Source organism: Glutamicibacter sp. AGC84, from assembly GCF_053543575.1.
Map to the genome: position 1 here is coordinate 187,119 of NZ_JBLVOC010000006.1, position 21,229 is coordinate 208,347.

The following is a 21,229-nucleotide window of genomic DNA, read 5'->3' on the forward strand; positions in this document are numbered from 1 at the left end:
CCCCCCGGGCTTTTTTGCGTTAAGCCGTTGCCTGTCGCGGCTCGGCCCCGGGCAGGATCCCGGCGAAGCAGGCGGAGCGGGCCACCTGCACGGCAACCGGCTGGCCACGGGCTCGAATGCCGGGGGCTGGATGCTTTGCTGCTGTCCACGCGCTCGGTTCTGCTTTCCACGCTCGGACTGCTTGTCCTGCCGCACCATCCGGGTGTAGCTGAACGGAACTGGCGTACCTGGATCTCCCGGGCTGATCCGGCGGGCAGGAACTCGGGTCCGCCGGGACCCGAGTTCGACGGAGCGGCGCAAATCCTGGATGAGCAGTACGCGCGGCATAGCGGGCCTGCGGATCTGCCGCGCGAAAGCCTTGCCCGGGCGCGCGGGCCGATCATGCACCAGGAATCCCGGGCCCACGCCACTTCGCGGGTGTGTCGATCGCAACACATCTGCTCGCGGGGCCAGGGCCAACTGCAGGGATCTGCGTGGTTCTGCCGGTCGCACGAAGCCGCCGGCCGATCGCTGTGACCGATCCCATGCCCTATTCAGTGTCATGCATAGGTTTCCGCTAGGGAATCAGCTCCCGCTCGTGATAATTTGAGTTAGCAATATTCCTTTAAATCCCGTCCCGTGAGGCGGAGAAGGGAGAGGTGCACAGCATGAATGAAAATTCAGTGCCAGATGCTGCCCGCACGGTATTAACCGGCGACGACATCGAACGTGTGCTCACTCGCGTAGCCTTCGAGATCATCGAGGCCAACAAGGGCACCGACGACCTGGTGCTCCTGGGCATTCCCAGCCGGGGTTTCCCGCTGGCACAGCGGCTGGCAGCGCGAATCGCTGCTACCGCCCCGGGCAACCTGGACCCGGCATCCCTGGTAGGCCAGCTCGATATCACCATGTACCGTGATGATCTGCGTCACTCCACCACCCGCACCCCGTCGCCGACGCGCCTGCCAGCAGGCGGCATCGAAGGCAAGGTCGTGGTCCTGGTTGACGACGTCCTGTACTCCGGTCGCACCATCCGCGCCGCCCTGGATGCCCTGGCAGACTGGGGCCGCCCCCGCATCGTGCGGCTGGCCGTCCTGGTTGACCGCGGGCATCGGGAACTGCCGATCCGCGCCGATCATGTGGGCAAGAACCTGCCGACAGCCAAGAGCGAAAAGGTGCGCGTGCACTTGGCGGAAATCGATGGGAAAAACGAAGTCGTGATCGAGGGCGCCGCGTGAAACACCTGCTATCCACCGCGGACCTGACCCGCGAAGAAGCCATCGCCATCCTTGATATTGCCGAAGAGATGCGCGAGTCCTCGACCCGTGCCATCAAGAAGCTTCCGGCCCTGCGCGGTCGCACCGTGGTGAACCTCTTCTTCGAGGACTCCACCCGCACCCGGATTTCCTTCGAGGCCGCCGCCAAGCGATTGAGCGCGGACGTCATCAATTTCTCGGCCAAGGGCTCGAGCGTTTCCAAGGGCGAGTCCCTGAAGGATACCGCCCAGACCCTGTTGGCCATTGGTGCCGACGCAGTGGTCATCCGCCACCCGGATTCCGGCGCCCCGGCCCGGCTAGCGGCCACGGACTGGATTGGCCTGCCCATCGTCAATGCAGGCGACGGCACGCACGAGCATCCCACCCAGGCGCTGCTGGACGCATTCACCCTGCGCCGCCAGGTGGCATTGCGCGATGGCACCAGCCCGGCAGGCCGCGGCCTGGACGGACTGAAGGTCGCGATCGTCGGGGATATCCTGCATTCGCGCGTGGCCCGCTCCAACCTGTGGCTGCTGAACACCCTCGGTGCCGAAGTGACGATGGTGGCCCCTCCGACCCTGCTGCCTTTCGGCGCCGGCTCCTGGCCCTGCGCCATCAGCTACGACCTGGATGCAGTGATCGCCTCGGGCGTTGACGCGCTGATGATGCTGCGCGTGCAGGGCGAGCGCATGAACGCCGCGTACTTCCCGAACCCCCGCGAATACTCGCGCTACTGGGGACTGGACGATGCACGCCTGGCACAGTTGGACGCCTCGGGCGCCGAAACCCTGATCATGCACCCGGGCCCGATGAACCGCGGCCTGGAAATCTCCTCGGCTGCCGCGGATTCGCCACGCTCCACCGTGCTCGACCAGGTCACCAATGGCGTGGCCGTGCGCATGGCCAGCCTCTACATGCTCCTCTCCGGCGACCTGATCTGAAGGAAGAACCCATGAACTACTTGATCCAGCAGGCCTCCATCCTCGGCGGCGAACCAACCGACGTGCTCATCGTCGACGGCAAGATCGCGCAGATCGGCAGCATTGAAGCCACCGACCAGCATCAGGTGATTGACGCGAAGAATCTCGTGCTCTTGCCCGGGCTGGTCGACACCCACACCCACCTGCGCGAACCAGGCCGCGAAGATGCTGAAACCGTGGAAACCGGTTCGCAGGCAGCAGCCCTGGGCGGCTACACCGCCGTGCATGCCATGGCCAACTCCACCCCGGTAGCCGATACCGCCGGCGTCGTCGAGCAGGTCTACGAACTGGGCCGCAAGGCAGGCTGGGTGGATGTCCGCCCGGTCGGCGCGGTGACCGTCGGGTTGGCCGGCAAGCAGCTGAGCGAAATCGGCGCAATGGCCGATTCCCGTGCCCAGGTGAAGATGTTCTCCGATGACGGCATCTGCGTCTGGGATCCGCTGCTGATGCGCCGCGCCCTGGAATACGTGAAGGCCTTCGACGGGGTCGTCGCCCAGCACGCCCAGGAACCGCGCCTGACCGAAGGCGCCCAGATGAACGAGGGCGAAGTCTCCGCCATCCTGGGCATGCCCGGCTGGCCAGCGGTCGCCGAGGAATCGATCATCGCCCGCGATGTGCTCTTGGCCGAGCACGTCGGCGCCCGCCTGCACGTGTGCCATGTGTCCACGGCCGGCTCGGTGGAGATCATCCGCTGGGCCAAGGCCCGCGGCATCCAGGTCACCGCGGAGGTCACCCCGCACCACCTGCTGCTCACCGATGAGAAGGTGCGCACCTACGACCCGGTCTTCAAGGTCAACCCGCCGCTGCGCCGCGAAGAAGACGTGATGGCGTTGCGCGCGGGCGTTGCCGACGGCACCATCGACGTGATCGGCACCGACCACGCCCCGCACCCCTCCGAGGCCAAGGACTGCGAGTGGGGAGCGGCCGCCATGGGCATGACCGGACTGGAGACCGCGCTGTCCATCGTGCAGCACACGCTGGTGGACACCGGGCTGATGGGCTGGGAGGGCGTGGCCCGCATTACCTCGCAGGTGCCCGCGCAGATCGGCCGCGTTGCCGACCAGGGCCGCCCGATCGCCATCGGCGAGCCTGCCAACCTGGTGCTGGTCGATCCTGCAGCCCGCTGGATCGTCGACCCTACCGCCATGGCCACCAAGGGGCGCAACTCGCCGTTCGCCGGCATGGAGCTGCCCGGATCGGTGCGCGCCACCTTCTTCCACGGCCATGCCACCGTGCTCGATGGCCAGCTGGCTACCCCGAGGACGGCCAATGCCTGAGGGAGCCCTGACCCCGTTGATCTGGACGATTGTCGCGATCGTCGCAGGCGTGGGCCTGATCCTTTTCGGCTGGCGGAACCTCAAGGCCCGGCAGTCAGCGATTCCCGAGCCCTTCGAGGACTTCGCCGATGAGGTGGAGCACCATTTCGCGGGCATGTACGTGGTCACCACCCGGTTCGACGACTGGCTGGCGCGCATCGCGGTCCATGAGCTCGGAGTGCGCACCAACGCCACCTTGGAACTGGGACGCGAAGGGCTGCACCTGATCCGTTCCGGAGCGCGCGACGTGCACATCCCGTGGGAGCACTACGAGGACGTGAAGCGCAGCAACGGGATGATCGGCAAGGTCGTGGAGAAGAACGGCCTGATCGTCATCACCTGGAACAAGGACGGCTTCACCTTCGACACCGGATTCCGTCCCCGCTACCACGAGGACACCCCAAAGATCTATCAGTTGCTGGCGTCGCACAACGACGTAAGCCGAGCAGGAGACAAATAAGTGAATTCCCTGAGCAACCTACCAGCCGTGTTGGTACTTGAAGATGGCCGCATCTTCCGCGGGCGCAGCTATGGCGCCGTGGGCACCACCCTGGGTGAAGCAGTGTTCACCACCGGCATGACCGGCTACCAGGAAACCCTGACTGACCCGTCCTACGCGCACCAGATCATCGTGCAGACCTTCCCGCACATCGGCAACACCGGCGTGAACTCGCAAGATCCGGAATCCACCCGCATGTGGGCTGCCGGCTACGTGGTGCGCGACGCCGCCCGCCGGCCAAGCAACTGGCGCAGCGAGCGCACCCTTGATGCAGATCTGGTCGAGTACGGCATCGTGGGCATCCAGGGCGTGGACACCCGCGCGCTGACCCGCCACCTGCGCGACGCCGGCGCGATGAAGTCCGGCATCTTCTCCGGCGATGACGCCGCGAAGACCGACGCCGAGCTGGTGGCCCTGGTCAAGGCGCAGCCGTCGATGGCCGGCCGCAACATCTCCGCCGAGGTTTCGGTGGACACCGCCTACATCGTCGAGCCAGCCGACCACGGCTACGACGGCGAGGCCAAGCACACCGTGGCCGCGATCGACCTGGGCATGAAGTCGATGACCCCGCACCGCCTGGCCGAGCGCGGCCTGCGCGTGCACGTGCTGCCGTACAACGCCACCCTGGAAGATATCAAGGCCACCGGCGCTAACGGCGTGTTCTTCTCCAACGGCCCCGGCGACCCTGCTACCGCCACCGCCCAGGTGGAACTGGTCCGTTCGGTGCTCGACGCCGGCATCCCGTACTTCGGCATCTGCTTCGGCAACCAGATCCTGGGCCGCGCGCTGGGCTTCGACACCTACAAGCTGCGCTTCGGCCACCGCGGAATCAACCAGCCGGTGATGGACAAGGCCACCGGCCGCGTGGAGATCACCAGCCAGAACCACGGCTTCGCCGTCGACGCGCCCATCGAGGGCGCCGTCACCGCACCGGTCGAACGCTTCGGCAAGGTCGAGGTCTCGCACTATTCGCTGAACGACCACGTGGTCGAAGGCCTGAGCTGCCTGGACATCCCGGCCTTCTCCGTGCAGTACCACCCAGAGGCAGCATCCGGCCCCCACGATGCCGCCTACCTCTTTGACCGCTTCATGACCGCGTTGGATTCCGCCGCAGAAAAGGACAGCAAGTAATGCCTAAGCGCACCGATCTGAAATCAGTTCTCGTTATCGGTTCGGGTCCGATCGTCATCGGCCAGGCCGCTGAGTTCGACTACTCCGGCACCCAGGCACTGCGTGTGCTCAAGGAGGAGGGCCTGCGGGTCATCCTGGTCAACTCCAACCCGGCCACCATCATGACCGACCCGGAATTCGCCGACGCCACCTACGTGGAGCCGATCACCCCCGAGGTCGTCGAGAAGATCATCGCCAAGGAACGCCCGGATGCGATCCTGCCGACCCTGGGCGGGCAGACCGCGCTGAACACCGCCATCGCCCTGGACAAGTCCGGTGCCTTGGAGAAGTACGACGTCGAGCTGATCGGCGCGAACATCGAAGCCATCGAGCTGGGCGAGGACCGCGAGAAGTTCAAGGGCGTCGTGGAGCGCTGCGGCGCCGAATCGGCCCGCTCGGTCATCGTGCACACCCTGGACGAGGCCTTCGCCGCCGTCGAGGAGCTGAACTACCCGGTGGTCGTGCGCCCGTCGTTCACCATGGGCGGCCTGGGCTCGGGCATGGCCTACAACCCGGAGGACCTGCGCCGCATCGCGGGCGCCGGCCTGCAGTACTCGCCAACCACCGAGGTGCTCCTGGAGGAGTCCATCCTGGGCTGGAAGGAGTACGAGCTGGAGATGATGCGCGACAAGAACGACAACGTCGTGGTCGTCTGCTCCATCGAGAACTTCGATCCGGTCGGCGTGCACACCGGCGACTCGATCACCGTCGCCCCGGCCATGACGCTGACCGACCGCGAATACCAGAAGCTGCGCGACATCTCGATCGCGGTCATCCGCGAAGTCGGCGTGGACACCGGCGGCTGCAACATCCAGTTCGCCATCGAGCCTGACACCGGCCGCGTCGTGGTCATCGAGATGAACCCGCGCGTCTCGCGCTCCTCGGCACTGGCCTCCAAGGCCACCGGCTTCGCGATCGCGAAGATCGCCACCAAGCTGGCCGTGGGCTACACCCTGGATGAGATCCCGAACGACATCACCCAGAAGACCCCGGCTTCCTTCGAACCGGCCCTGGACTACGTGGTCGTGAAGGTCCCGCGCTTCGCCTTCGAGAAGTTCCCGGCAGCGGACAAGACCCTGACCACCACCATGAAGTCGGTCGGCGAAGCGATGGCCCTGGGCCGCAACTTCACCGAAGCGCTGCAAAAGGCGCTGCGCTCCCTGGAGCAGAAGGGCTCCGAGCTGTCCTTCGAGCCGATCCCGGAATCCGAGCACGAGGCCGTGCTGGCCTCGATCGTCAAGGGCTCGACCGAGCGCCTGTCGCTGGTCCAGCGCCTGCTGTTCTCCGGCGTATCCATCGAGAAGCTGTTCGAGACCACTGCGATCGACCCGTGGTACCTGGACCAGCTGCAGCTGATCAACGAGGTCGCGCAGCTGGTGGCGGCGAACAAGCACCTGCCGGAGCACGTGCTGCGCGAAGCCAAGCGCCACGGCTTCTCCGATGTCCAGCTCGCCCAGCTCACCGGCAAGGCCGAATCGGTCATCCGCGGCATCCGCCATGCCCTGGGCGTGCGCCCGGTCTACAAGACCGTGGACACCTGCGCCGCCGAATTCGAGGCCTTCACCCCGTACATGTACTCCTCGTACGACGAAGAGACCGAGCTGGAGCGCCACGAGAAGAAGTCGGTCATCATCCTGGGCTCGGGCCCGAACCGCATCGGCCAGGGCATCGAGTTCGACTACTCCTGCGTCCACGCGGTGATGGCGCTGCGCGCCGAGGGCTACGAGACCGTCATGGTCAACTGCAACCCCGAGACCGTCTCCACCGACTACGACATCTCCGACCGCCTCTACTTCGAGCCGCTGACCCTGGAAGATGTCCTGGAGGTCATCCACGCTGAAGAGGAAACCGGCGGCGTGCTGGGCGTGTTCGTCCAGCTTGGCGGCCAGACTCCGCTGAAGCTCGCCGCCGAGCTGAAGGCTGCCGGCGTGCCGATCCTGGGCACCTCGCCCGAGGCCATCGACCTGGCCGAGCACCGCGGCGCCTTCCAGCAGGTACTGGATAACGCCGGGCTGGTAGCGCCGAAGAACGGCACCGCGGTGTCCTTCGCCGATGCCAAGACCATCGCCGACTCCATCGGCTACCCGGTACTGGTTCGCCCTTCCTACGTGCTGGGCGGACGCGGCATGGAGATCGTGTACGACGAGGCCAACCTCGAGCGCTACATCACCAACGCGACCGAAATCACCGTGGACCACCCGGTACTGGTGGACCGCTTCCTGGAAGACGCCATCGAGATCGATGTCGACGCCCTGTTCGACGGCACCGACCTGTACGTCGGCGGCATCATGGAGCACATCGAGGAAGCCGGCATCCACTCCGGGGACTCGGCCTGCACCCTGCCTCCGATCACCCTGGGCGCCGACGTGCGCGACCGCGTTGCCGCGGCAACCCGTGCGATCGCCGAAGGCGTGGGCGTGCGTGGCCTGATCAACATCCAGTTCGCCCTGGCCAGCGACATCCTGTACGTCATCGAAGCGAATCCGCGTGCATCGCGCACCGTGCCATTCACCTCGAAGGCTACCGGCGTGCAGCTGTCCAAGGTCGCCGCGCTGATCGGCGTGGGCCGGACCCTGGCCGAGATGCGCGGCAGCTACCTGCCAGCATCCGGCGATGGCGCGCACCTGCCTGAATCGGCGGCGATCGCCGTCAAGGAAGCAGTCATGCCGTTCGCCCGCTTCCGCACCCCGGAGGGCAAGGTCGTCGACTCGCTGCTCGGCCCAGAGATGCGTTCCACCGGCGAAGTCATGGGCATCGACAAGTACTTCGACACCGCTTTCGCCAAGTCGCAGGCCGCAGCGAACAACCCGCTGCCAACCGGCGGCAAGGTCTTCGTCTCGGTCACCAACCGCGACAAGCGCTCGATCGTCCTGCCGGTCAAGCACCTTGCTGACCAGGGCTTCGAGATCATCTCCACCGGCGGCACCGCAGAAGTGCTGCGCCGCAACGGCATCCCGACCCAGGTGGTCGGCAAGCTGCACGAAGGCGGGGAGTCCATTGTCGATTTGATCGTAGCCGGCCAGATCGGCCTGATCCTGAACACCCCGTCGGGCTCGGATGCACGTGGCGATGGCTACGAGATCCGCGCCGCCGCGACGTCTGTCGGCACCCCGGTCATCACCACCGTGGCGGAGTTCAACGCTTCGGTCCAGGCGATCGATGCCCTGCGCGAGTACGAGTGGGATGTCACCAGCTTGCAGGTGCACGACGCCAACCTGAACGCAGCGCGCAATGCCTGAGCCGATCCCATTCGGTCAGCGGCTTCGTTCAGCCATGCAGGCTTCCGGCCCGCTGTGCGTGGGGATTGATCCCCACCCGGCGCTGCTGGAAGCCTGGGGGCTGGAGAATACGGCCGAGGGCGTGCGATCTTTCTCACTGACCGTCGTGGAAGCGATGGCCGGTGCGGCGGCAATCCTCAAGCCCCAAGTGGCTCTGTACGAGCGCTTCGGGTCCAAGGGATTTGCCGCATTGGAAGAAACCTTGAGTGCTGCGAAGTCCGCTGGACTGCTCACGCTGGCCGACGCCAAGCGCGGGGATATCGGTTCGACCATGGCAGCGTACGCGAGCGCATGGCTCGATGATGCTTCTCCGCTGGCTGCAGATGCTGTGACTTTGAGCCCGTACCTGGGGTATGAATCGCTGCGTCCGGCACTGGATTTGGCTGCTGGAACCGGCAGGGGAGTGTTCGTTCTCGGACTGACTTCCAACCCCGAGGGGCCATCGGTACAGCACGTAGGCGGAGAAAACTCGGTTGCTAAATCAATTATTGACCAAGTCACTGCGGATAATGCATACGCAGGAGATTTAGGACATGTCGGGCTGGTTGTCGGTGCGACCATCGGGGATGCACCGTCCAAGCTCGGAATCGATCTGGCAGCTTCCAAGGCTCCGCTGCTCACACCAGGGCTCGGCGCCCAGGGTGCCACGGCCGCGGATATTGCCAAGTCATTCGCCTCAAGCTACGGCCAGGTACTGGGCACGAGCAGCAGGGACATCCTCAAAGCGGGGCCGGATAAGGCCGCTCTCAGGGAAAAAGCCCTGCGGGTTAGGGACGAATTGCTGGCAGCTCGCTAGCAAAAAATTCGAATAAGTGACATAGGCGCGTTGTGGCTATTAGAGTTTCTAGTAGCCACAACGCGTTTAGTCTTGCAAAAGCAGCGTTAGCTCGCTATGTTTCTCAACATAAGCCTTAGTCCACTACAACTGAAGGATGGCTGAACGATGGTACTGCGAGAACTCTCTGACGAAGATCGTATCCGCGCCCGCGCCAAGGCACTCGCCGCACGCACTCGTCGTGCAGAAATCAAGGCCGAGTTCAGTGCCGGCAAAATTTCCATCACCGAGGTACTAGACTTGGTATACGAAGATGAAGCCGTGGGACGCATGCGTGTCATGGACCTTCTGGAATCGGTACCGGGCGTAGGTGAAGTACGCGCGGCAAATTTGCTGGAGCGACTTGGCATTTCCCCTTCCCGCCGTCTGCGCGGACTGGGACGCAAGCAGCGCACTGCAATCACCGAGCACTTCAAGCAAAGCCCGCCAAAAACGAAAGTGTAGTCAATGACCGCTGCGTCGGTAACTGTTCTAGCCGGCCCCACGGCAGTAGGCAAGGGCACCGTCTCTACCTACATCCGCGATAACTATCCAGATGTCTGGCTTTCGGTGTCCGCAACGACCCGCAACGCCCGGCCAGGGGAGCAGGATGGAGTCCACTACTTCTTCGTGGGCCCAGAACGCTTCCAATCCCTGGTCGAGGAAGGCCAGATGCTGGAATGGGCTGTTGTCCATGGCCAGAACAGCTACGGCACGATTCGATCGACGGTTGAAGATGCAGTGGCAGATGGCAAGAAGGTTCTGCTGGAAATCGATCTGCAAGGTGCGCGGCAGGTCAAGGAGTCGATGCCCGAGGCAAAATTCGTCTTCTTGGCACCTCCATCATGGGAGGAATTGGTGCGCCGCCTTGTGGGACGCGGCACTGAAACGGCCGAGGAACAGCAGCGCCGCCTGGAAACCGCTAAACTAGAACTTGCAGCGGAATCTGAATTCGACGTGACCATCGTCAACGACGATGTCGCACGTGCCGCCGAAGAGCTTGTAGCCCTCATGGGGCTAAAGAACGACAAATAGGGAGTCCTGTGTCCAACCCAGAGGGAATCATTAACCCATCGATCGACTCGTTGCTTGAGACCAACGACTCGAAGTACGCCATTGTGCTGAACTCGGCCAAGCGTGCACGCCAGATCAACGCGTACTACGCGCAGCTGAACGAAGGCCTGTTCGAGTACGTAGGCCCACTGGTGGAAACCAAGCTGAACGAGAAGCCGCTGACCATCGCCTTGCGCGAGCTGGACGATAACCTGCTGAAGGTAACCGCAGCCGAGGTCATCGAAGACTAATCGAAAAGTCGGCGCCCCTGAGCGGGCGCCTTCTTTTTCGTTAAGCTCCTTTTCTCCCGCACCCACCTCATTGCCGCACCGAATCCTCGAGGAAGTACTTCGTGAAGCGAATTGTCCTAGGCGTTTCCGCTGGTATCGCCGCCTACAAGTCCGTACTCCTGCTGCGCTTGCTGCGCGAAGCCGGGCACCACGTCGACGTGATCCCCACCCGGAACGTCGCCAACTTCGTGGGCAACGCCACCTGGGAGGCCCTGTCCGGAAATCCGGTCACCTCGAACGTGTTCGACGCGGTGGATTCGGTCAATCACGTGCGCCTGGGCCAGCAGGCCGATCTGGTGATGGTCGTGCCGGCCACAGCGGACGTCTTAGCCAAGGCCGCTGCGGGATTGGCTGACGACCTGCTCACCGGAACCCTGCTGGCCACGCGGGCGCCGGTAGTGATGGCTCCGGCCATGCACACCGAAATGTGGCAGCATCCGGCCACTGCCGCGAATGTGCAGACGCTGCGGGATCGCGGCGTGCGGGTGATCGAACCAGCTTCCGGGCGGCTGACCGGCAAGGACTCGGGACCGGGCCGGCTTCCGGAACCCGATGAAATTTTCGCCGCAATCCAGGACCTGCTCGCCGAACCGGTGCTGGCCGGAGCCAAGGTGCTGATCACCGCCGGCGGCACCCGTGAACCGCTGGACCCGGTGCGCTTCCTGGGTAACCGCTCCTCGGGCCGCCAGGGTGTCGCGCTGGCACAGGCTGCCAGAGATGCCGGGGCCGAGGTCACGCTGATCGCCACCCATCTGGAAGTGCCCGCGCCGCATGGCGTGCGGCTGGTGCACGCCTCCAGCGCACTGGAGCTGCGCGAGGCGGTCTTCGACTGCGCCGAGGGCCAAGATGTGCTGATCATGAATGCCGCGGTCGCCGATTTCCGCCCGGCAAGAATCGAGAACTCGAAGATCAAGAAGCGCGATGAGCATTCGGCGCCGGTCATCGAACTGGTGCGCAACCCGGACATCCTCGCCGAGCTGGTCGCCGCGCGTGGACGGAATCCGCAATTGCCGCCGTTCATTGTCGGTTTTGCCGCCGAGACCGGCGATGAGCAGGGGACCGTGCTGGAGTACGGCCAGGCCAAGCTGAACCGCAAGGGCTGCGAAATGCTCGTGGTCAACGAGGTGGGCGCATCCCTGACCTTCGGGCAGGAAACCAATAGCATCCAGGTTCTTTTCGCCGATGGCGCCGACTCGGTGCAGGCCTCGGGCAGCAAGCTCGAGGTGGCCCGCGTGGTCATCGAACAGATTTCGAATGCAACAAAAAGTCATGCAGCTGTAACAAAGTGAGTGGCGCCATACGGTGCTTGTTCACGAAACGTACCAGTTCTGCTTACCGGTCCCAGAGACCAGATAGAGTTATACGGTGACTTCAACAACCCCTGAACTTCGTCTTTTCACCTCGGAATCCGTGACCGAGGGCCACCCGGACAAGATTTGCGACCAGATTTCCGACGCCATCCTCGACGCCATGCTGGCGCAGGATCCGGACTCGAAGGTCGCCGTCGAGACCCTGACCACCACCGGGCTGGTGCACGTTGCCGGCGAGGTGACCACCAATGGCTACGTGGAGATCCCGGAGATCGTCCGCAAGACCATCCTGGACATCGGCTATGACTCCTCGGCCAACGGCTTCGACGGTGCGCGCTGCGGCGTGTCCGTGTCGATCGGCCAGCAGTCCCAGGAGATCCACGATGGCGTCTTCAACTCGCTGGAGTCGCGCGAAGGCACGGCCAAGGATCCCCGCGACATGCAGGGTGCCGGCGACCAGGGCCTGATGTTCGGCTACGCCTCGGATGAGACCGACTCGCTGATGCCGACCCCGATTTTCCTGGCGCACCGCCTGTCCGAGCGCCTGACCCAGGTCCGCAAGAACGGCCGCATGCCGCTGCTGCGCCCGGATGGCAAGACCCAGGTCACCATCGGCTACGACGGCGACAAGCCGGTCTCCGTGGACACCGTGGTCGTCTCCAGCCAGCACGCCGCCGAATACGAGCTGGCGACCCTGAAGGCCGACCTGCACGAAGAGGTTGTCACCCCGATCCTGGAGCGTTCGGGACTGGACATCTCGAACACCAAGATCATCCTGAACCCATCGGGCCCGTTCATCATCGGCGGCCCGGTCGGCGATGCCGGGCTGACCGGCCGCAAGATCATCGTGGACACCTACGGCGGCTTCGCCCGCCACGGCGGAGGCGCCTTCTCGGGCAAGGACCCTTCGAAGGTCGACCGCTCGGCTGCCTACGCGATGCGCTGGGTGGCCAAGAACGTGGTCGCCGCCGGCCTGGCACGCCGTGCCGAGGTCCAGGTGGCCTACGCGATCGGCGTGGCCCGTCCGGTGGGCCTGTACGTGGAGACCTTCGGCACCGAAACCGTTGATCCGGCCAAGATCACCAAGGCCATCAACGAGGTATTCGACCTGCGCCCGCTGGGCATCATCGAAGACCTGGACTTGAAGCGCCCGATCTACCGCAAGACCGCTGCCCACGGCCACTTCGGCCGCGAGGACAACGACTTCACCTGGGAGAAGCTGGACCGCGTCGAGGCCCTGCGCAGCTGGTTCAACGCCTAGGACCTGAGCGTGCAGCAAGACGCCCTCATCTCAGCACCCGAGCCGGCCCGCCTCAAGCGGGTTGCCCGGGTGCTGATTGATTCTTCCGTCCCGCATCTGGACCGCTTCTTCGATTACGAGATTCCTCCCTCGATGGCCCAGGATGCCGTGGCGGGGGTGCGCGTGAAGGTGCCCTTCGGGCCGCAGCTGCTCTCCGGATTCATCGTCGCGGTGCTCGAGGACCACGCCCCGGAGATGAAGCTGCGGCCGTTGGCCAAGCTGGTCAGCACCCAGGTGGCGCTGTACCCGGAAATTGTGGCCGCCGCGCAGGAGATCGCGACCCGCTATGCCGGAACCCTGTGGGATGTGGTGCGCCTTGCGGTGCCCGCCCGCGCGGCCAAGGTCGAAAAAGAGGAATTGGCCACCGTCGCGCCGTTGCTGCCCGACGCCCCGAACCAGCTCTCCCGCTACGAGCACGGCGCCCAAGCGCTTGACGCCTGGGGAAGCGGCGAAACCCTGCGCGCCGTTGCCACCTGGGTGCCGAATTTCCACGGTGCCTGGCCAGGGTTCTTGATGGATGCGGCCCGCCCGGTGCTTGAGCGCGGCAAGCGCGTGCTGCTGATCGTGCCCGACGCGCGCGACCTGCGGCTGCTGGGTGGCTATCTCGATGAGCACTTCGGCGCCGAATCCTATGCGCGGCTGCAGGCCGACGACGGGCCGACTCCGCGCTACCGCAACTTCCTGCGTGCCATCGGGGGGCATGTGCAGATTGTCATCGGCACCCGTTCGGCGGCGCTATGCCACGTGCCCGGGCTGGAACTGATGATCGTGTGGCAGGACGCGGACCAGTCGCACCGCGAACAGCGCGCACCCTACCAGCACAGCCGCGAGGTGGCGTTGCTGCGCAGCCAGCAGGCAGGCATCTCCCTGCTGATCGCATCGCCATCGCGCTCGGTCGAAGCCCAGCGCCTGGTGGCGACCGGCTGGGCCACCGAACTGAAGGTTCCCCGCGACCTGCTGCGTGCGCAAACCGCCCGCATTGTGGCCACCACCAATGATTTCGAGCTCGAGCGCGACCCGGTGCTCGCCCGGGCCCGCATCCCTTCGCTGGCCTGGCGGGAAGCTACCAAAGCGCTGGAATCCGGCCCGGTGCTGGTGCAAGTGGCGCGCACCGGGTTCATGCCGGCGCTGGCCTGCCAGGACTGCCGGACCCCGGCGCGCTGCACTGCCTGCCAAGGACCGCTGCACATCGCCGGCAAGGGCTCGCATGTGGCTTGCCGCTGGTGCGGCGAGCAGTACCACGACTACCGGTGCGTGCACTGCGCCTCACCGAGGATCCGGGCCGCCAGCATCGGCGCCGACCGCACCGCCGAAGAACTCGGGCTGGCCTTCCCCAAGGTCAGCGTTATTTCTTCCACCGGAGCAAAGCCCGTGGACAAGATTCCCGGCAAACCGGCGCTGGTGGTCGCTACGCCAGGGGTCGAACCATTTGCCGAATCCGGCTACGCCGCGGTCCTGCTGCTCGATGCCGACAAGATGATGGCCCACGATTCGCTGCGCAACCCCGAAGAAGTCATCTCCCGCTGGTTCACCGCTGCTTCCATGGCGCGTGCCGACGGGGTAGTGGTGCTCACCGGCAATCCGAGCCCCGCCGGGGCCGCGCTGGTGCGCTACGACCCGGCGAGCTTTGCCGAACGCGAATTGGCCGAGCGCCGCGAGGTGGGGTTGCCTCCGGCAGTGCGCAGCGCGGTGATTTCGGGCCTGGGCGCCGAACGACTGGTCGCGAACCTGGATCCGCAGACCCGGCAGTGCGTGCAAATCCACGGCCCGACGGTGATAGACGGGCCTCCGGCCCAGCACCGCTACGTGCTCTTCTTCTCCTACGCCGACGGGCCGGCGGTGACCAAGGCCCTGCGCCAACTGCGCGCGAGCATGTCCGCGGCCAAGGACCCGGTCGTGAATATCGCTATCGACCCGGACGACGCGCTCTAGGAGCCGTCCGCGGGATCCTCGTCCTGGCCGGCCGCCAGCAGCTGCAGGAAGCCATCGATGGCGGCGGCGGTTTCGGGAGCCTTCTCGTAGTGGATCAAGTGCCCGACGTTCTCGAGCATGACCAGTTGGGCGTTGGCGAAGCTGGCCCGCAGCGCCTCCTGCGTCTGCGCTGTGCCCAGTTCGTCTTGCAGGCCGCCGACCATCAGCGTCGGCAAGCCCAGCGCAGGGGAGTAGTCCCCGACCGTTGCGCTGACCGAGGCGCGGTACGACTGGGCCAAGGTGGCCCGCGAGTGGAAGCCGCCGAAGTAGGCGCGGTGCTGCTCGCGCACGTAGCGGCGGATTTCCGGGTCCCTGCTCTTGGTCATCACCAGGCTCATGGCATCGCTGAACAGCCTGGAACGCAGCAGCGGTTCGCCGATGCGGGCCGGAAGCTTGGCGCACACCTCGTAGTAGCCGCTGGTGAGCTTGGCCAGCAGCGCCTGGTCGGACTCCAACGCCGGCTCGGAGATCGGATTCAGCAATACCAGCGAGGCAAAGCCGCGGACGGTGGCCAGCTTGGCGGCCACGATCGAGCCGAAGGAATGCCCCAGCAGGTGCACGGAGGATTCCAGCTGCAGCTCTTCGGCCAGCTGATTGAGCACCGCAGCGTACCCCTCGACGTCATGGGGCAGATCCGCCATCGAGGTCGAAGTGCCAAAGCCTGGAAGATCGGGAACGATCACCGTGTAGTGCTCCAGGTGCGAGACGATGCGCGCCAGCCCGTGGTGGTCTCCGCGGAAACCGTGCACGGCGTAGATCACCCCGCGGGAGGGGTGCTGGGCCGGGTGGGTGTAGACCCGGATCTCGGCACCGTTCAAATGGTGGGTGGTCACTAGCTGCTGTCGTGGGGCCATGGCTTTAACCCTACCCGTCCAGCAGCGCCAGGGCGGTGCCTTCGTCGATCACCAGATCGGTGATCAGCCCGCCTTTGAGCGCACCGCGCACGGCTTGGAGCTTGCCGCGGCCGGCGACCACGCAGAAACGGGTCGGCACCTTGCGAAGGGCATCGAGGTTCGGGCCGGTGGAGCGGGCATTAAGCGAAATGTTCGAGCTGTTCCCGTCCTTGTCGAAGAACACCGTGGCCACGTCGCCGACCACGCCGATCTCGTTGAGCTCTTGGGTTTCCGCCTTGGTCAGGTAGCCGCCGCGGTAGACCTGCGAAGCCACGGCGGAGCCGGCCGAGCCCAGGGAGAACACCGCGAGACTCATCTCCTTCTGCACCTGCAGCACCCGGCGGATCGATGTTTCCTCCCACATTGCGTCGCGGGTGGAGGCCCGGTCGAAGAAGGCCGGGACCGGGAACTGCTCGGTGCGGGCGGTGAAGGCTTGGCCGAAACGCGTGAGGATGTCGCTGGCATAGCGCACGCCGCTGGTCACCGGATTAGCCGCTCCATTGAGCTGCACGATCTTCGTGTCATGGGTCGGGTGGGAGCCCAATGCCGTGGACACCGACTGCATGGTCGACCCCCAGGCAACACCCACCGTCATCGAGGAGGAAACCATGCCGCCGAGCAGGTAGGCCGCGTGCGCAGAGACTCGGGCCAGCAGCTCGGAGTCATCCATGTTGCCGTCGGTGGGTACGACGTTGAAGCTGATCCCGTAGTGCTCGGAGAGCTGGTTTCCCAGCAGCGCCGACATGTTGGCGCTGGGGGAGATGCTGATCGAAACCATGCCGGTGCGCTTGGCATGGGTGAGCAACCGGGAGACCGTGGACCGCGAGGTGCCCAGCTCCTTGGCGATCACTTCCATCTTCATATCCTGAAGGTAATACAGCTGGGCGGCGCGCAGCGCATCCTTGGCCTTGGGGGTGCTGTGCACAGATGTGCCAGTCGTTGCCCGCTTGTAGGTGCCCCCGGACGAGGATTTCATCATGATTCAGACCACTTCTGCACGTTTGTGCATTTTGTTTGACCGCTTTGCCGTTCAGTAACAAGACTAGCTTCAGACTCATTCAATATTTACATAAGGGGCACAAATCGTGATTCGGGAACAGCTAGCCAAACTGCGCGAACGTCCGCAGGCGCAGGTTCTGGTTGTTGGCGGTGGCATCAACGGCGTAGCGACCTTCCGCTACCTTGCCATGCAGGGGATTGATGTAGCCCTGATCGAGCGCGGCGATTACTGCCAGGGCGCTTCGGGTGCCAGCTCGCACATGATCCATGGCGGAATCCGCTATCTGGAGAACGGCGAGTTCCGCCTGGTTCACGAGTCGGTGCAGGAGCGCAACTCGCTGCTGGAGATCGCTCCGCACTACGTGAAGCCGCTGCAGACCACCATTCCCATCTTCTCCACCTTCTCCGGCATCCTCAGCGCACCGATGCGCTTCCTGTCCCACAAGTCGGGCAAGCCAACCGAACGCGGGGCGGCGCTGATCAAGGCCGGGTTGATCATGTACGACGTGTTCGCAGGGATCGGCGGACGCAACACCCCTTGGCATAACTTCAAGGCAGGCAAGGCTGCCCGCCAGGATCTGCCGGCACTGCGCGATGACGTCAAGTACACCGCCACCTATTTCGACGCCTCGGTGCACAACCCCGAGCGGCTGACCCTGGATGTGCTGCGTGAAGGCCTGAACGCCAACGACGAGGCCCGCGCCAGCAACTACGTTGAGCTGGCCGGCGTCGACGGCGGCACCGCGAAGCTGCGCGATATGCTCTCCGGCGAAGAATTCGACTTCGACGCCGATGTCATCATCAACGCCACTGGCGCGTGGGTGGATCTGACCAACAAGGACCTGGGCCGCGATACCAAGTGGACCGGCGGCACCAAGGGTTCGCACATCGTGCTGGATCACCCGGAACTGCTCGCCGCTACCGGAGGCCGCGAAATCTTCTTCGAGCATGAAGACGGCCGAATCGTGCTCATCTACCCGATGCTCGGCCGCGTGCTGGTCGGCACCACCGACCTCGAGCACGACATGAACGAGCCAGCGGTATGCACCGACGAGGAAGTCGACTACTTCTTCGAGCTGGTCCACCACGTCTTCCCGGGCATCAAGGCCACCAGGGAACAGATCGTCTACAAGTTCTCCGGCGTGCGCCCCCTGCCCAGCCATGACGACACCGCGCCAGGCTTCGTATCCCGCGATTACCAGGTCAAGGAAACCCGCCTGACCGACGCGACCACCATGCTCTCGCTGATCGGCGGCAAGTGGACCACCTTCCGCGCACTGAGCGAGAACCTCGGCGGCAAGGCCCTGGAATTCCTCGGCGCCCGTGAAGTGAAGTCCACCGCCGGCGTTGCCATCGGTGGCGGAAAGAACTTCCCGGCCAACGAGGGCGAACTCGCCGCTTGGTATGCCGCGCGCGAGTCCAAGGCCGGCCGCGAACGCTTGCGCGTGCTGCTCGAGCGCTACGGCACCGGAGCCGATGCCCTGCTGGAGACCCTCGGCGGCAACGAAACCATGCTGGAGCACACCAACGAGCTGTCCTGCCAGGAGTTGGCCTACATGGCGAACCAAGAGCAGGTGGGCCGGTTGATCGATGTCTTCATCCGCCGCACCAACCTGGCCTTCCGCGGCCTGGTCACGAAGGATTTGGTAATCGAGGCAGCTAATTGCCTTGCAGAGCCGATGGGTTGGGACCAGTCCCAGACCCAAGCCGAGATCGACCATTCGCTCTCGGTACTCGCAGAAGCCCACGGAGTCACCCTGGTCTAACCTGCATCCAGGCCGGCGGCAAGGCGCCGCTGGCACTCGAAACCACTAAGAGGTCAACGTTGTCCACTCACGTGTTTCTCGCCGAATTAGCCGGCACTTTCATTCTCCTGCTGATGGGCGGCGGCGTCTGCGCGAACGTCGCCCTGAAAGGCACCCTCGGCAGCGCCGCGGGCTGGGTAGCCATCAGCTTCGGCTGGGGCCTGGGCGTCTATTGCGGCGTCTGGATAGCTGGGATCTCCGGAGCCCACCTGAACCCGGCAGTCACCCTGGGCCTGCTGGTCAACCCGGACGTTGCCGAGTACGCCCCCGGCGTCGCCAAGACCATGGCCAATACGCTGCTCTACTTCGCGGCGCAGTTCATTGGCGCCTTCCTGGGTGCCGTGGGCACCTGGCTGTCCTACAAGAAGCACCTGGATGATCCGCAGAACGCGGGCACGCAGCTGGGCGTCTTCGCCACCGGACCGGCCATCCGCTCCTACGGCTGGAACCTGGTCTCGGAAATCTTCGGCACCTTCGTCCTGGTGTTCGTGATCGCCGGACTGGGGCACACTCCTCACGAGCTTGGCCCGCTGGCTGTCGGCCTGCTGGTTGTTGCCATCGGCCTGTCCCTGGGTGGAGCCACCGGCTACGCCATCAACCCGTTCCGCGACCTCGGTCCACGAATTGCCCACGCCATCCTGCCGATCAAGGGCAAGGGCTCCTCCGACTGGTCCTACTCGTGGGTTCCGTTGGCTGGTCCAGCCATCGGCGGTATTCTTGGCGGACTTGCCGCCGCGCCAATGTTCTAGAAAGAGAGCAGTGAATCATGAGTGAAAAATTCGTCATCGCCATTGACCAAGGCACGACCAGCTCCCGCGCAATTGTCTTCACGCACGCCGGTGAGGTGCATTCGGTAGGCCAGAAGGAACACGAGCAGATCTTCCCGGCTGCCGGATGGGTCGAGCACGATCCAGCCGAAATCTGGAGCAACGTGCGCGAAGTGATCGGCCAGGCCCTGTCCAAGGCCAACCTGACCCGCCACGACATCGAGGTCGTCGGCATCACCAACCAGCGTGAAACCGCGGTGGTGTGGGATAAGAACACCGGCGAAGCCGTCTACAACGCGATCGTCTGGCAGGACACCCGTACCCAGGACATCGTCGACGAACTGGCAGCCGATGGCGGCCTGGAACGCTACAAGCAGACCGTTGGCCTGCCCCTGGCGACCTACTTCTCCGGCACCAAGATCAAGTGGATCCTGGACAATGTCGAAGGTGCCCGGGAGCGTGCCGAAGCAGGCGACCTGCTCTTCGGCACCACCGACAGCTGGGTGCTGTGGAACCTGACCGGCGGCGTGGACGGCGGCGTGCACGTCACCGACGTGACCAACGCATCACGTACCCTGTTCATGGACCTCAAGACCCTGGACTGGGACGAGAAGATCCTGGCTGACTTCGGCGTGCCGCGCTCGATGATGCCGCAGATCCGCTCTTCTTCGGAGGTCTACGGCTCCGTGCACACCAACCAGCTGCTGCGCGAGGTGCCCGTTGCAGGCATCCTGGGCGACCAGCAGGCGGCGACCTTCGGCCAGGCGGCCTTCACCGCAGGTACCGCGAAGAACACCTACGGCACCGGTTGCTTCCTGATCTTCAACACCGGCACGGAGATCGTGAATTCGACCAACGGCCTGCTGACCACCATGGCCTACAAGCTGGGCGAAAACGCACCGGTGTACGCCTTGGAAGGTTCCATTGCCGTGGCCGGGTCGCTGATCCAGTGGCTGCGCGACAATATCGGCATGATCGCTACCGCTCCGGAGATCGAGGAACTGGCAGCAAAGGTGGAGGACAACGGCGGCGTGTACATCGTTCCGGCCTTCTCCGGATTGTTCGCACCATATTGGCGCTCGGATGCCCGTGGCGCGATCGTGGGCTTGACCCGCTATGCGAACAAGAACCACATCGCCCGTGCGGCCCTGGAGTCCACCGCATTCCAGACTCGCGAAGTCCTGGATGCGGTCAACGCCGACGCAGAGGTTCCGCTCACCGAACTGAAGGTCGACGGCGGCATGGTGGCCAACGAAGCCCTGATGCAGTTCCAGGCTGACATCCTCGGCGTGCCAGTGGTTCGCCCGAAGGTCACCGAGACCACCGCACTGGGTGCAGCCTACGCTGCTGGCCTGGCCGTTGGCTTCTGGAAGGACCTGGGCGAACTGGAAGACAATTGGGCCGAGGACAAGCGCTGGGAGCCAACCATGGATGAGGCTACGCGTGAGCGCAGCTTGCGCCTGTGGAAAAAGGCTGTCACCCGCACCTTCGACTGGGTCGACGAAGATACCAAGGCCTAAGCGCAACCGTGGCTTGGCCGGCTCCGAGC

18 protein-coding genes are annotated in these 21,229 nt (G+C 64.7%); 16 read left to right on the forward strand and 2 right to left on the reverse strand.

What is annotated here, in order from left to right; all coding sequences use genetic code 11:
- Positions 1-647 precede the first annotated feature (647 nt).
- From pyrR to ACNPN0_RS05005, 13 genes are all read left to right on the forward strand, one after another.
- Positions 648-1,217 (forward strand): bifunctional pyr operon transcriptional regulator/uracil phosphoribosyltransferase PyrR, encoded by a 570-nt coding sequence (gene pyrR / locus ACNPN0_RS04945; RefSeq protein WP_105658359.1) that lies wholly within the window; start codon positions 648-650, stop codon positions 1,215-1,217.
- Positions 1,214-2,176 (forward strand): aspartate carbamoyltransferase catalytic subunit, encoded by a 963-nt coding sequence (locus tag ACNPN0_RS04950; protein WP_105658303.1) that lies wholly within the window; start codon positions 1,214-1,216, stop codon positions 2,174-2,176. Before pyrR ends, ACNPN0_RS04950 begins: the two co-directional genes overlap by 4 nt.
- A gap of 11 nt (positions 2,177-2,187) precedes the next feature.
- A complete protein-coding gene (locus ACNPN0_RS04955; protein WP_434690534.1) occupies positions 2,188-3,492 on the forward strand; it encodes a dihydroorotase in 1,305 nt (434 codons plus the stop codon).
- Entirely contained in the window at positions 3,485-3,991 is a 507-nt protein-coding gene (locus ACNPN0_RS04960; RefSeq protein ID WP_105658305.1) for a PH-like domain-containing protein, read from the forward strand. Before ACNPN0_RS04955 ends, ACNPN0_RS04960 begins: the two co-directional genes overlap by 8 nt.
- Positions 3,992-5,161 (forward strand): glutamine-hydrolyzing carbamoyl-phosphate synthase small subunit, encoded by a 1,170-nt coding sequence (carA, locus tag ACNPN0_RS04965; RefSeq protein ID WP_133833339.1) that lies wholly within the window; start codon positions 3,992-3,994, stop codon positions 5,159-5,161.
- A complete protein-coding gene (carB, locus tag ACNPN0_RS04970; RefSeq protein WP_133833340.1) occupies positions 5,161-8,439 on the forward strand; it encodes a carbamoyl-phosphate synthase large subunit in 3,279 nt (1,092 codons plus the stop codon). The genes carA and carB overlap by 1 nt, the downstream gene beginning before the upstream one ends.
- Positions 8,432-9,274, forward strand: coding sequence for an orotidine-5'-phosphate decarboxylase (gene pyrF / locus ACNPN0_RS04975; RefSeq protein ID WP_434690531.1), 843 nt, complete (start codon positions 8,432-8,434; stop codon positions 9,272-9,274). Before carB ends, pyrF begins: the two co-directional genes overlap by 8 nt.
- Before the next feature lie 147 nt (positions 9,275-9,421).
- Positions 9,422-9,757 (forward strand): integration host factor, actinobacterial type, encoded by a 336-nt coding sequence (gene mihF / locus ACNPN0_RS04980; protein ID WP_013349055.1) that lies wholly within the window; start codon positions 9,422-9,424, stop codon positions 9,755-9,757.
- Between the two features lie 3 nt (positions 9,758-9,760).
- Positions 9,761-10,327 carry a guanylate kinase gene (gene gmk / locus ACNPN0_RS04985; RefSeq protein ID WP_105658309.1) on the forward strand — a complete coding sequence of 189 codons (567 nt, stop codon included), beginning with the start codon at positions 9,761-9,763 and terminating at the stop codon, positions 10,325-10,327.
- 8 nt (positions 10,328-10,335) lie between these two features.
- Positions 10,336-10,596 (forward strand): DNA-directed RNA polymerase subunit omega, encoded by a 261-nt coding sequence (rpoZ, locus tag ACNPN0_RS04990; RefSeq protein ID WP_286134300.1) that lies wholly within the window; start codon positions 10,336-10,338, stop codon positions 10,594-10,596.
- A 101-nt stretch (positions 10,597-10,697) separates the two neighbouring features.
- Entirely contained in the window at positions 10,698-11,924 is a 1,227-nt protein-coding gene (coaBC, locus tag ACNPN0_RS04995; protein ID WP_448938725.1) for a bifunctional phosphopantothenoylcysteine decarboxylase/phosphopantothenate--cysteine ligase CoaBC, read from the forward strand.
- 76 nt (positions 11,925-12,000) lie between these two features.
- Complete coding sequence (gene metK / locus ACNPN0_RS05000) at positions 12,001-13,206, forward strand: methionine adenosyltransferase (protein ID WP_105658312.1); 1,206 nt, start codon at positions 12,001-12,003, stop codon at positions 13,204-13,206.
- 9 nt (positions 13,207-13,215) lie between these two features.
- Positions 13,216-15,177, forward strand: coding sequence for a primosomal protein N' family DNA-binding protein (locus ACNPN0_RS05005; protein WP_448938724.1), 1,962 nt, complete (start codon positions 13,216-13,218; stop codon positions 15,175-15,177).
- On the opposite strand, the gene ACNPN0_RS05010 is transcribed toward ACNPN0_RS05005, so the two are convergent.
- Positions 15,174-16,070, reverse strand: coding sequence for an alpha/beta fold hydrolase (locus ACNPN0_RS05010; protein ID WP_434690521.1), 897 nt, complete (start codon positions 16,068-16,070; stop codon positions 15,174-15,176). The two genes, ACNPN0_RS05005 and ACNPN0_RS05010, sit on opposite strands and share 4 nt — an antisense overlap.
- 10 nt (positions 16,071-16,080) lie before the next feature.
- On the reverse strand, positions 16,081-17,088 hold the full coding sequence (locus ACNPN0_RS05015; RefSeq protein ID WP_332486174.1) for a sugar-binding transcriptional regulator: 1,008 nt from the start codon (positions 17,086-17,088) through the stop codon (positions 16,081-16,083).
- A gap of 106 nt (positions 17,089-17,194) precedes the next feature.
- On the opposite strand from ACNPN0_RS05015, the gene ACNPN0_RS05020 reads away from it, so the two are divergent.
- The 3 genes from ACNPN0_RS05020 to glpK are packed head-to-tail and all read left to right on the forward strand — an operon-like array spanning position 17,195 to position 21,200.
- Entirely contained in the window at positions 17,195-18,874 is a 1,680-nt protein-coding gene (locus ACNPN0_RS05020; protein WP_448938723.1) for an FAD-dependent oxidoreductase, read from the forward strand.
- A 59-nt stretch (positions 18,875-18,933) separates the two neighbouring features.
- Positions 18,934-19,662, forward strand: coding sequence for an MIP/aquaporin family protein (locus ACNPN0_RS05025; RefSeq protein WP_105658317.1), 729 nt, complete (start codon positions 18,934-18,936; stop codon positions 19,660-19,662).
- Between the two features lie 17 nt (positions 19,663-19,679).
- A complete protein-coding gene (glpK, locus tag ACNPN0_RS05030; protein ID WP_105658318.1) occupies positions 19,680-21,200 on the forward strand; it encodes a glycerol kinase GlpK in 1,521 nt (506 codons plus the stop codon).
- The last annotated feature ends 29 nt before the right edge of the window (positions 21,201-21,229 follow it).

Bases quoted from the DNA above. Each gene is read 5' to 3' on its own strand.
- pyrR (WP_105658359.1), top strand. From the start codon at position 648: ATGAATGAAAATTCAGTGCCAGATGCTGCCCGCACGGTATTAACCGGC.
- ACNPN0_RS04955 (WP_434690534.1), top strand. From the start codon at position 2,188: ATGAACTACTTGATCCAGCAGGCCTCCATCCTCGGCGGCGAACCAACC.
- ACNPN0_RS04960 (WP_105658305.1), top strand. From the start codon at position 3,485: ATGCCTGAGGGAGCCCTGACCCCGTTGATCTGGACGATTGTCGCGATC.
- carB (WP_133833340.1), top strand. From the start codon at position 5,161: ATGCCTAAGCGCACCGATCTGAAATCAGTTCTCGTTATCGGTTCGGGT.
- pyrF (WP_434690531.1), top strand. From the start codon at position 8,432: ATGCCTGAGCCGATCCCATTCGGTCAGCGGCTTCGTTCAGCCATGCAG.
- mihF (WP_013349055.1), top strand. From the start codon at position 9,422: ATGGTACTGCGAGAACTCTCTGACGAAGATCGTATCCGCGCCCGCGCC.
- gmk (WP_105658309.1), top strand. From the start codon at position 9,761: ATGACCGCTGCGTCGGTAACTGTTCTAGCCGGCCCCACGGCAGTAGGC.
- ACNPN0_RS05010 (WP_434690521.1), bottom strand. From the start codon at position 16,070: ATGGCCCCACGACAGCAGCTAGTGACCACCCACCATTTGAACGGTGCC.
- ACNPN0_RS05015 (WP_332486174.1), bottom strand. From the start codon at position 17,088: ATGATGAAATCCTCGTCCGGGGGCACCTACAAGCGGGCAACGACTGGC.
- glpK (WP_105658318.1), top strand. From the start codon at position 19,680: ATGAGTGAAAAATTCGTCATCGCCATTGACCAAGGCACGACCAGCTCC.